This window comes from Stenotrophomonas sp. NPDC077420 (assembly GCF_044543385.1).
Taxonomy (GTDB): Bacteria; Pseudomonadota; Gammaproteobacteria; order Xanthomonadales; family Xanthomonadaceae; genus Stenotrophomonas.
The window spans coordinates 120,655-131,166 of the sequence record NZ_JBITVZ010000013.1 but is presented as its reverse complement, the minus strand read 5'-3'; the positions used below and the strand labels follow the sequence as shown (position 1 = coordinate 131,166).

Genomic DNA, 10,512 nt, shown 5'->3' with positions numbered 1-10,512 from the left:
ATGCTGCTTCGTCGTTGCGACCCGAAGGTCTTTTCGTCGAAGCGAGCCGCCTATTATGTCAGGCTTTTCGTTTCCGTCAACACCTTCTTTCGAAGCAGTTGGCGTCCTGTTCCTTCGCGGTTGCCGCCTTGCGGTGGCCCCTGCGTCGGGGGAGGGGAAGTATGTCCCCAACCGGGTCGTTTGTGAAGGGGGTCAACGACCTTTTTTCACGGTTCTGTGCATTCATTCATGCTGGGTCCGCGCCCGAAGGCGCGAAACCCTTGTGGCTCCTAGGCGGCCACCAGCAGCACACGTGCAAAGTTGCGCTTGCCCACCTGCAGCAACCCCTCGAAGCCGGGCAGGTACACCCGCTGGGCATCGTCCACCACCTCACCGTCCACCTTGACCGCACGCTCCTTGAGCTTGCGCGAGGCCTCGGAATTGCTCGGGGTGACCCCGGCCGCGGTCAGCAGCGCACCAATACGCAGGCCCTCGGCAGGAATGACCACTTCCTGCAACGGCAGCAGGGTCACATCGCCCTGCCCCGTCACCGCCGCGTTCCAGCCGGCAATGGCCAGCTCGGCCGCGTCGGCATCGTGGAAGCGGGTGGTCAGCTCGCGCGCCAGGCGCAGCTTGACCTCACGGGGGTTCAGGGTGCCGGCGGCGACCTGCTCGCGCAGGCTCACCGCTTCAGCCTGGCTGATCTCGAAGGACAGCAGTTCGATCCAGCGCCACATCAGGTCGTCGCCGATCTTCATGGTCTTGGTCACCATGTCGATCGCCGGCTCGCTGATGCCGATGTAGTTGTTGAGCGACTTGGACATCTTGGCCACGCCGTCCAGGCCTTCCAGCAGCGGCATGGTCAGCACGATCTGCGGCTTCTGCCCGTAGTGCTCCTGCAGGCCGCGGCCCATCAGCAGGTTGAACTTCTGGTCGGTGCCGCCCAGTTCGACGTCCGCTTCCAGGGCGACCGAGTCGTAACCCTGCACCAGCGGGTACAGGAACTCATGCAGGGCGATGGACTGCTGGGCGGCGTAGCGCTTGGCGAAGTCGTCGCGCTCGAGCATGCGCGCCACGGTGTGCTGCCCTGCCAGGCGGATCATGTCGGCCGCGCCCATCGTGCCGAACCACTCCGAATTGAAGCGCACTTCAGTCTTTTCGCGGTCCAGCACCTTGAACACCTGCTCTTCATAGGTGCGCGCATTGGCCAGCACGTCGTCCTTGCTCAGCGGCTTGCGGGTGGCGTTCTTGCCGGAGGGGTCGCCGATCATGCCGGTGAAGTCGCCGATCAGGAAGATCACCTGGTGACCCAGGTCCTGGAACTGGCGCAGCTTGTTGAGCAGCACGGTGTGGCCCAGGTGCAGGTCCGGGGCGGTGGGGTCGAAACCGGCCTTCACCCGCAGCGGGCGGCCGCTCTCCAGCCGCTGCCGCAGCTCCTCGATCTTGAGGATTTCATCGGCGCCGCGGCCGATCTGGGCTAGGGCTTGTTCAATCGAGGACACGTGCAACTCCCGGCAATGCCTTATTTACATGAATGACGTTAAGTACAAGTTAACCGCAAGCGCTTCACAAAAGCCAATAGGCACAAGGGTTTGACGCGGTATTTATACCTGTCTATGTTACCGACGTTTGGGCCCGCGCTCCCGGGCCAGTCAGGAACACACCGACGATGCTGAACACCGATCAAGGCCGCGCACGCAAGCAGCGCTTCAAGGAACGCCTTCACGTCCTTCACGACACCGCCCTGCATCGGAAGCTCAGGCAACACCTCCCGGCCGCGTTCAATGAGCGCTGGACCCGCCGTCACTGGATGCACGCCAGCCTGTTCGCCACCATCGGCGCGCTGGTGGCCACGATCGTGCCAGGCTTCTCGCACACCATCGAGGGCCCGTATTCGCCCAGCCACTCGACCCTGGCGCTGCCGTTGCCGCCGCTGTCCCAGGAGCGCCTGAAGCAGGTGCCGGGCGACAGCTGGCAGGTACTGCGGGTGCAGCGCGGGCAGACCCTGAGCGACCTGTTCGACGAAGCCGGCATTCCGGCCACGGTGATGCACCAGGTGCTGGATCACCCGGGGGTTCGCGATTCGCTGGTGAAGCTGCGCCCGGGCACGGAGATCGGCTTCGACCTGCCGCTGTCGGGCGAGCTGCGCACCATCCGCTACGACCGCGACAGCGACAACCGCGTGGAGCTGAGCCTCAAGGAAGGCAAGATCACCGAGAAGGTCAGCAAGCGCGAGAGCTCCACCCGCCGGGTGGTGACCAGCGGCGAGATCACCAGTTCGCTGTACGCGGCAGCGCGCAAGGCCGGGCTGTCGCCGTCGGCGATCGCGACGATGACCGATGAGATCTTCAAGTACGACATCGACTTCTCCAAGGACCTGCAGCCGGGCGACCGTTTCAGCGTGGTGATGGATGAAACCTGGCGCGAAGGCGAGAAGGTGGACACCAGCAAGATCCTGGCCGCGACCTTCACTTCGGGCGGCAAGACCTACAGCGGTTTCCGCTTTGACCGCAACGGCAAGTCCGAGTACTTCGACGTGAGCGGCCGGCCGCTGAAGAAAAGCTTCATCCGCATGCCGATTCCGTTCGCGCGCCTGAGCTCCACCTTCGGTGCGCGCAAGCACCCGGTGCTGGGCAAGATGCGCATGCACAAGGGCGTGGACTACGCCGCCCGCACGGGCACGCCGATCATGGCCGCCGGTGACGCACGGGTACAGTTCGCCGGCACCCAGCGCGGCTACGGCAATGTGGTGATCCTGGACCATGGCCGTGGCCACACCACCCTGTACGGGCACATGTCGCGCTTTGGCAAGATCAAGACCGGCCAGCGCGTGGCGCAGGGCACGGTGATCGGTTACGTGGGCTCGACCGGCCTGGCCACCGGCCCGCACCTGCACTACGAATTCCGCGTCAATGGCGTGCACCGCAATCCGCTGTCGGTGACGATGCCGCCGCCGGAGCCGCTGCAGGGCAGCGAGCTGGTCGCCTTCCGTGCGCAGACCGCGCCGGCACTGGCGCGCATCCAGGGCATGGAGAAGCTGATCTACGCTGATGCCAGCCCGGCGCCGAAGGCCGACAAGGCCGCGACCACCACCGCCAGCACCGCCAAGCCGAACAAGGGCAACCGCGGCTGATCGCGTTCCGCCGCAGCGCGCGCCGCCATGGCGCGCGCATTGACGGCGGCGACAGGTTGCGCGGAAGCTGCACGCACCTTGTTCAAGCGCCTGGCCATGACCGCAGCTGATTCCACTACCCCGCTCTACCTGGGCCTGATGTCCGGCACCAGCGCCGATGGCATCGATGCCGCGCTGGTGCGGTTTCCGGCGGAGGGCGGTTGCCGCTTCGTGCAGGGTCTGACCCATGCCTGGGACCCCGCCCTGCGCGCTGAGCTGGTGGCGCTGGGTGAAGGCGGCGAGTTGGGTTCGCTGGACACGCTGGGCCGGATCGATGCACAGATCGGCATTGCCTTCGCCTCGGCGGCCAACCGCCTGCTGCAGGAGGCCGGGCTGGACCCGACCCGGGTGCGCGCGATCGGCTCACACGGGCAGACCGTGCGGCACCGGCCGTTGGCCGACCCGGCCTTTACCTGCCAGCTGGGCGATGCCAACCGGATCGCCGAGCTGACCGGGATCACCACGGTGGCCGATTTCCGCCGCCGCGACGTGGCCGCCGGTGGCCATGGTGCGCCGCTGATGCCGGCCTTCCACCTGGCGATGCTGGTCACGGCCGCCGAGGACCGCGCGGTGTTGAACCTGGGCGGGATTGCCAACCTGACCCTGATTCCGCGCGAAGGCACGCCGCGTGGCTTCGATACCGGGCCGGCCAATGCGTTGATGGATGCCTGGTGCGAACGGCACCGCGGGGTGCCGTTCGATGCCGACGGCGCGTTTGCAGCCAGTGGGCAGGTGGATGAAAACCTGCTGGCGCAGTGGCGCGCCGATCCGTGGTTCGCGCTGCCGCCGCCGAAGAGCACCGGGCGCGAGCAGTTCCATCTGGCGTGGGCCGAGGCGGCGATGGCCGGCCGCACCCTGGCGCCGGCGGACGTGCAGGCCACGCTGCTGGAACTGACCGCAGCCACGGTGGCCGACGCGCTGCTGGTCCACCTGCCGGACGCAACGCGGGTGCTGGTCTGCGGCGGCGGCGTTCGCAACCCGCAGCTGCTGCGCAGACTCAGCGCGCGGTTGCCCGGGGTGGTGGTCGAGTCCAGCGCAGTGCACGGGCTGGACCCGGACTACCTGGAAGCGATGGGGTTTGCGTGGTTGGCGCACCGGACGCTGCAGGGATTGCCGGGCAACCTGCCGAGCGTGACCGGGGCGCGCGGGCCGCGGATATTGGGCGCGATCCACCCAGCGTGAGGGAGGCCAGGTAGCGCCGACCGTTGGTCGGTAACGCGGTAACGCGGTGACACGCGACACCAGAAGCGCTCATGGGGCCGGGGGGGAGCAGCCGACTGACAGTCGGCTCTACCGGTCGGGCCTACCGATTACGCCTAGAACGCCTTTACGTCCGGCAGCGCCTGCAGCGCCGCAATCGCGTCGGCCAGGGCATTCACTTCGGGGTCGTGGAAGCCGCTGCGCACTTCCAGTTCGCTGGCGAACAGACCCTGTTCCAGCAGGACCACGCAGGTGTGCTCGCGGGTCCAGCCGCGCGCAACCGCTACCCGGCGGATGCGCTCGTTGAGCAGCGGGTCCAGGTCGCGCAGCACTAGATCAGCCATGTGTTCTCCCCCGATGGCAACGCACCGCCCCCACGGTACAACGGGGACGATCATGGCCCAGCCGGGGGGTGTCGGCAAGCACCACTCAGGCTGCGGCGCGCAGGCGGCGGCGCTGCTGGACGATAAGCAGGGCGCACAGGATGACCACCGGGATGGCGATCAGGGCAGTGCCGATGAAGAACAGCGCATAGCCCTCCAGCAGGGTGCGGCCCTGCGCCAGCGACTGCACCGCCCAGCCGGACAGCCCCTTCAGCGCCTTGCCGGGCATGGCATAGAACGAGCTGAGCAGGGCGTACTGGGTGGCGGTGTAACCGATGTTGGTAAGGCTGGACATGTAGGCGATCAAGGCGGTGCCGGCAAACCCGCCGGCAAAGTTGTCGATGGCCATGGCCGCGGCGAAATGGGTCGCGTCCGGGCCCACGTAGGCGAGCCAGGCAAAGGCAAGGTTGGAGCACGGGCCCAGCACGGCGCCCACCACCAGGGTCACCAGCACGCCCCAGCGCACCGAGACCAGCCCGGCGGCGGCAATGCCGAAGAAGGTGGCCACCAGCCCCACCGAGCCGCGCACCGCGCCGACCGTGTCTTCGCTCAGGCCCAGGTCCACATAGAACGGGTTGGCCATCGGGCCCATGATGAAATCGGCCATGCGGTACACGCTGATGGCCACCAGGATCAGGATGGCGCCACTGCGGTGTTCGCGGACGAAGGCCACGAACGGGCCGACAACGGCGTCGAACAGGCCGCGCGGCGACCACAGGGAGGCGCCTTGCGCCTGCGCGGCGGCGACGGCACGCGCGGGCTCGCGTGCGGTGATCACCGCCACCACGCCCACGGCCATCAGCGCGGCCATGATTTCGTAGGACACCTGCCAGCCGACCCGGGCGGCGATCAGCAGGATCAGTGCGTCGGTCACCAGCAGCGCGGTCCGGTAGCCGAGCGCGGACGAGGAGGTGAGCAGGCCAAGCTGCTCGCTATTGGACGCACTTTCAATGCGCCAGGCGTCGATCACGATGTCCTGCGTGGCCGAGGCGAAGGCCACGATGACCGCCATCACCCCGAATACCGCCACATGTTCCCAGGCAATGCCCAGCAACAGCATCTGCCCGCCCTTGGGCTGCACCACCGCCATGCCGACCAGGCCGGCGGCCACCACCAGCTGTGACAGCAGCATCCAGCCGCGACGGCGGCCCAGCCAGCCGAAACCGGGCGCGTCGGTCCTGTCCACCACCGGTGCCCACAGGAACTTCAGCGTATAGGCCAGGCCCACCCACGACAGGAAGCCGATCGTGCTCAGCTCGATGCCTTCCTTGCGCATCCAGAAGCCGAGTGTGTTGCCCACCAGGTAGATCGGCAGGCCGGAGCTGAAGCCCAGCAGCAGCATGGCCAACACCTTGCGCTCGCGCAGGTTGGCCAGCACCCGCTGCCAGGGGCGGCGGGGCTTGGCGGCGGGCAGGTCACTCATGGGGCGTAGTCCACCGTGAACGGGGCATGGTCGGAGAAGCGCTCATCGCGGTAGATCGAGCACCCGCGCAGGCGGTCGCGCAGGCCGGGGCTGACGAACTGGTAGTCGATCCGCCAGCCTACGTTGTTGGCCCGGGCCGCGCCGCGGTTGCTCCACCAGGTGTAGTCCTCGCCGGTGGGGTGCAGCAGGCGGTAGGCATCGGTCCAGCCCTGGCCGCCGGCGACATCCAGTGCCTGGCCGGCGTCGACGCACTGGCCGTTGAGCCAGTCGCGTTCGGGCGGCAGGCAGCCGGAGTTCTTCTGGTTGGATTTCCAGTTCCTGATGTCCAGCGCCGAGCGCACGATGTTCCAGTCCCCGCACAGCACGTAGTCGCGGCCGCTCGCCAGCCACTGCGCCAGGATCGGGCGCAGCCATTCCATCACTTCGTACTTGAAGCCCTGGCGCAGGTCGCCGGAGCTGCCCGACGGAATATAGAAGGAGACCACGCTGAGGTTGCCGTAGCGGGCCTCGATGTAGCGGCCTTCGTCGTCGAACGGGGCCCAGCCCAGCGAGGTGATGACCTGGTCGGGCTCGCGCTTGCTGTAGATGGCCACGCCGCTGTAGCCCTTCTTGGTGATCGCGTCACGGTAGAAGCAGTGGTGGCCGTCCGGGCGGAACATCGGGTCGGTGAGCTGGTCTTCCTGGGCCTTGGTTTCCTGGATGCACAGCACGTCGGCGTCCTGGGCGCGGAACCAGTCGAGAAAACCCTTGGTGGCGGCGGAACGGATGCCATTGGCGTTGAAACTGATGATGCGCATGCTGACCCGGGTCTGGAACGGTAACCGCCAAAGCATACCGGGTTGCCCTGCCGATCGGCTGGCCGGATCCGGCCATTGCAGGGCCTGCGGCGGGGGGTCACGAGCCTGAATTGGTGGCGATGCATTAGCATCTGCGCTCCAAGAAAATTGAATAGAGCGTTAGATGAGCGACCACCGTCACCGTTTCCTGCAGCTGGCCCTGACCGCCGATGCGCTGCGTTTTGGCCAGTTCACCCTCAAGTCGGGCCGCCTGAGCCCCTATTTCTTCAATGCCGGCCGCTTCGATTCCGGCGCCAGCATGGTCCAGCTGGCCGCCTGCTACGCCGATGCGGTGGAAGCCACCGGCTTGAAGTTCGACGTGGTCTTTGGCCCGGCCTACAAGGGCATTCCGCTGGCCACCGCGACCGCCTGCGAGTTCGCCCAGCGCGGCCGTGACCTGCCGTTGAGCTTCAACCGCAAGGAAGCCAAGACCCACGGGGAAGGCGGCAACCTGATCGGCGCGGACATGAACGGCAAGCGCGTGCTGATCGTGGACGACGTGATCACCGCCGGCACCGCCATCCGGGAGGCCCTGGGCATCATCAAGCAGGCCGGCGGCACCCCGGCGGGCATCGTGGTGGCGCTGGACCGCCAGGAGATCGCCTCGGAAGAAGACCGCCGTTCGGCCGCCCAGGCCGTGGCCGACGAGGCCGGCATTCCGGTGGTGGCGGTAGCGACGTTGGCCGACCTGCTTGATTTTGCCTCCGGAAATCCGGAACTTGTCGGGTACCGGCAGCCGCTGGAGGACTATCGTTCCCGCTACGGCAGCCGTCCTACGCGTTGAGAGCAGGGGGCTCTTATGTCCAGGATTGCCACGTTCACCGTCATTGGCCTGCTGCTGGCCGCGCCCGTGCTGACCGCGCAGGCGCAGCGCAGCAGCGGCGATGCCAAGCCCAAGAAGCTGTACTGCTGGAACAAGGGCAGTGAGCGCATCTGCAGCGATGCCCTGCCACAGGAGGCGGTGAACAGCGCGCGCGAGGAATTCAGCGTCAGCAGTGGCCTGCGCCGCGGCGGTGTGGATCGCACGCTCACCGACGAAGAGCGCGCCGATGCGGCCGTGGCGGCCGCCCAGGCGCAACTGGACAAGGCCGCCGAGGAAACCCGCCAGCGTACCGAGCAGGCCATGCTGTCCACCTACGAGGACGAGGCCGACCTGCGCCGGGTGTTCGTGGAGCGCACCGGCATCCTGGACAACAACGTCAATACCGCCAGCTACAACGTGGCCAGCCTGCGCGATGCGCTGGTGACGCTGCTGGGCAGCGCGGGCGACCGCGAACTGGCAGGCCAGCCGGTGGCGCCCAAGCAGGCCGAGGACATCCGCCTGCGCCATGCCGAGCTGGTGGCGCAGAAGCGCATGCAGGCCTCCTACGAGGCGCAGCGCAAGGCGCTGGACGTGGAGATCGAGGAGACCCTGCAGCGGTACCGGTTGTTGAAGGGTGTTTCGACCGATCCGCCCGGATAGAAGGGCGTGAGGGCCGGCCAACGGCCGGCGCTACCGGGTTCAATGCGTTTACCGGGGTTTGCCGACGTGCGTCGGCAGACCTTTTTTATGCACTTTTTACGGGTTGGCGGGCGGCCAGGCGTGGAGCCTTTACGCCGGCCGGGATCACCATGGCGCCCTGACGTGGAGTGGTTCCACCTGGACGTCCCATGAGCCTGACCCTGCCTGTTGTTGCCGCTGCTGCCGCGGCGAGCCCTACCTTGCCTGCCTGGCTGTCGCTGGTCTGCGGGGTGCTGGTGCTCGTCGCCGCCGCCTACCTGTTGTATGTCGTGCTTGCGCCCGAAAAGTTCTGACCGGAGCCGACCATGACCGAGATCCTGTTGATCCTGCTGGCCAGCATCGTGCTGGCCTTTCCGCTTGGGCTGTACCTGGCCCGGGTAATGCGCGGTGGTCCGATGCGTGGCGATGCGCTGTTCGCCTGGATTGAGACCCCGCTGTACCGCGTGCTGGGCGTGGACCCGGTGCGGGGCATGTCCTGGCGCGGCTACGTGGGCGCCTTCCTGCTCAGCAACCTGGTGATCGCCGTGCTGGTGCAGGCGGTCTTCATGACCCAGGCGTGGTTGCCGTTCAACCCCGACCAGATTCCCAACATGCGCTGGGACACCGCGCTGCACACGATGGTGTCGTTCCTTACCAACACCAACCAGCAGCACTACTCCGGCCAGGCGCAGCTCTCCTACTTCGCGCAGATGACCGCGATCACCGGCCTGCAGGTGGTGACACCGATGATGGGCCTGGCGCTGGTGGTGGCCACCCTGCGTGCGTTGTTCGGCAGGCTGCCGGAAGGCGAATCCGGCGAAAACGCGCGGCCGGCCGACCAGCGTATCGACGTGGGCAACTATTACGCCGACGTGGTGCGGGCCTGCGTGCGCTTCATGCTGCCGCTGTGCCTGCTGTGGGCGGTGCTGCTCACCAGCCAGGGGGTACCTTCCACCCTCGCCGCCGGCCCGGTGGCGACGCCGATCGATGCCGCGGCCGGCATGGACACCCAGAAGCTGCCGCTGGGCCCGGTGGCCGCGATGGTGGCGGCCAAGCAGCTGGGCGCCAATGGCGGTGGCTGGTACGGCCCGAACAGCAGCATGCCGCTGGAAAACCCGACGCCACTGTCCAACGCGCTGGAACTGATCGGCATCCTGCTGATTCCCATCGCGGTGGTGTTCATGCTCGGCGCGTTTACCGGCCGCAAGCGCCTGGCGGCGCTGGTGTTCGGCTGCATGCTGGCCATGTCCAGCGTATCGGTGGCAGCCACGGTGTGGCTGGAGGGCCATTCGGCCACCGCCGCCAGCCCGCTGCTGATGGAAGGCAAGGAAGTGCGCTTCGGTGCGGACGGCACGGCGCTGTGGGCCGCGGTCACCACCCAGGTGTCCAACGGTTCGGTCAACGGCATGCATGACTCGCTGAGCCCGCTGGCCGGGGCCGTGCCCATGGTGAACATGCTGATCAGTGCGATCTGGGGCGGCATCGGCTGCGGCCTGCAGCAGTTCATCGTGTACCTGCTGCTGGGCGTATTCCTGGCCGGGCTGATGACCGGGCGCACCCCGGAGCTGCTGGGTCGCAAGCTGGAAACCCCGCAGGTGAAGCTGCTGGCGCTGCTGGTGCTGCTGCAGCCGATCACGATCCTGGCGTTCACCGCGATCACCCTGGCCATTCCCTCGATCACCGGCACCTCCAACCCCGCCTTCCATGGGGTGAGCCAGGTGTTCTACGAGTACGTGTCGGCATTCGCCAACAACGGCTCCGGCTTTGAAGGCCTGGGTGATGCCACCCCGTGGTGGAACCTGAGCTGCACGCTGGTGCTGCTGCTGGGCCGCTACCCGGTGCTGGTGATTCCGCTGATCGTCTGCGCACAGCTGGCCGCCAAGCGGCGTGCGGCCGAGTCGGCCGGCACCCTGCAGATTGAAACCCCGACCTTCGCGCTGACCCTGATCGCGCTGATCGTCATCCTGACCGTATTGCAGTTCATGCCGGCGCTGGTGCTGGGCCCGGTTGCCGACCACCTGTCGCTGACGCTGCGCTGA

10 protein-coding genes are annotated in these 10,512 nt (G+C 67.2%); 6 read left to right on the top strand and 4 right to left on the bottom strand.

The window, feature by feature from the left end:
* Nucleotides 1-269: 269 nt before the first annotated feature.
* Entirely contained in the window at nt 270-1,481 is a 1,212-nt protein-coding gene (gene tyrS / locus ACIGII_RS13865; RefSeq protein ID WP_399638931.1) for a tyrosine--tRNA ligase, read from the bottom strand.
* Nucleotides 1,482-1,648: 167 nt separating this feature from the next.
* Between tyrS and ACIGII_RS13860 the strand changes: the two genes are divergently transcribed.
* Both ACIGII_RS13860 and ACIGII_RS13855 read left to right on the top strand, forming a co-directional pair.
* Nucleotides 1,649-3,112 carry a peptidoglycan DD-metalloendopeptidase family protein gene (locus ACIGII_RS13860; RefSeq protein ID WP_399638930.1) on the top strand — a complete coding sequence of 488 codons (1,464 nt, stop codon included), beginning with the start codon at nt 1,649-1,651 and terminating at the stop codon, nt 3,110-3,112.
* A 96-nt stretch (nt 3,113-3,208) separates the two neighbouring features.
* Nucleotides 3,209-4,333, top strand: coding sequence for an anhydro-N-acetylmuramic acid kinase (locus ACIGII_RS13855; protein WP_399638928.1), 1,125 nt, complete (start codon nt 3,209-3,211; stop codon nt 4,331-4,333).
* A 134-nt stretch (nt 4,334-4,467) separates the two neighbouring features.
* Here the strand turns inward: ACIGII_RS13855 and ACIGII_RS13850 are convergent, their stop codons facing one another.
* The 3 genes from ACIGII_RS13850 to ACIGII_RS13840 form a co-directional block, all read right to left on the bottom strand.
* Nucleotides 4,468-4,695: a hypothetical protein gene (locus ACIGII_RS13850; protein WP_095362623.1), complete on the bottom strand. Its 228-nt coding sequence runs from the start codon at nt 4,693-4,695 to the stop codon at nt 4,468-4,470.
* Between the two features lie 85 nt (nt 4,696-4,780).
* Complete coding sequence (locus tag ACIGII_RS13845) at nt 4,781-6,157, bottom strand: AmpG family muropeptide MFS transporter (protein WP_399638926.1); 1,377 nt, start codon at nt 6,155-6,157, stop codon at nt 4,781-4,783.
* A complete protein-coding gene (locus ACIGII_RS13840; RefSeq protein WP_399638924.1) occupies nt 6,154-6,954 on the bottom strand; it encodes an exodeoxyribonuclease III in 801 nt (266 codons plus the stop codon). The genes ACIGII_RS13845 and ACIGII_RS13840 overlap by 4 nt, the downstream gene beginning before the upstream one ends.
* A 163-nt stretch (nt 6,955-7,117) precedes the next feature.
* Here ACIGII_RS13840 and pyrE point away from each other — a divergent pair, with 163 nt between their 5' ends.
* The 4 genes from pyrE to kdpA all read left to right on the top strand — a co-directional run bounded on the left by pyrE (nt 7,118) and on the right by kdpA (nt 10,512).
* Nucleotides 7,118-7,777 (top strand): orotate phosphoribosyltransferase, encoded by a 660-nt coding sequence (pyrE, locus tag ACIGII_RS13835; RefSeq protein WP_399638923.1) that lies wholly within the window; start codon nt 7,118-7,120, stop codon nt 7,775-7,777.
* Between the two features lie 15 nt (nt 7,778-7,792).
* Complete coding sequence (locus ACIGII_RS13830; RefSeq protein ID WP_399638921.1) at nt 7,793-8,455, top strand: hypothetical protein; 663 nt, start codon at nt 7,793-7,795, stop codon at nt 8,453-8,455.
* A gap of 239 nt (nt 8,456-8,694) precedes the next feature.
* A complete protein-coding gene (locus ACIGII_RS13825; protein ID WP_084739105.1) occupies nt 8,695-8,787 on the top strand; it encodes a potassium-transporting ATPase subunit F in 93 nt (30 codons plus the stop codon).
* 12 nt (nt 8,788-8,799) lie between these two features.
* Nucleotides 8,800-10,512 carry a potassium-transporting ATPase subunit KdpA gene (kdpA, locus tag ACIGII_RS13820; protein WP_399638919.1) on the top strand — a complete coding sequence of 571 codons (1,713 nt, stop codon included), beginning with the start codon at nt 8,800-8,802 and terminating at the stop codon, nt 10,510-10,512.

Bases quoted from the DNA above. Each gene is read 5' to 3' on its own strand.
- ACIGII_RS13860 (WP_399638930.1), top strand. From the start codon at position 1,649: ATGCTGAACACCGATCAAGGCCGCGCACGCAAGCAGCGCTTCAAGGAA.
- ACIGII_RS13855 (WP_399638928.1), top strand. From the start codon at position 3,209: ATGACCGCAGCTGATTCCACTACCCCGCTCTACCTGGGCCTGATGTCC.
- ACIGII_RS13850 (WP_095362623.1), bottom strand. From the start codon at position 4,695: ATGGCTGATCTAGTGCTGCGCGACCTGGACCCGCTGCTCAACGAGCGC.
- ACIGII_RS13845 (WP_399638926.1), bottom strand. From the start codon at position 6,157: ATGAGTGACCTGCCCGCCGCCAAGCCCCGCCGCCCCTGGCAGCGGGTG.
- ACIGII_RS13840 (WP_399638924.1), bottom strand. From the start codon at position 6,954: ATGCGCATCATCAGTTTCAACGCCAATGGCATCCGTTCCGCCGCCACC.
- pyrE (WP_399638923.1), top strand. From the start codon at position 7,118: ATGAGCGACCACCGTCACCGTTTCCTGCAGCTGGCCCTGACCGCCGAT.
- ACIGII_RS13830 (WP_399638921.1), top strand. From the start codon at position 7,793: ATGTCCAGGATTGCCACGTTCACCGTCATTGGCCTGCTGCTGGCCGCG.
- kdpA (WP_399638919.1), top strand. From the start codon at position 8,800: ATGACCGAGATCCTGTTGATCCTGCTGGCCAGCATCGTGCTGGCCTTT.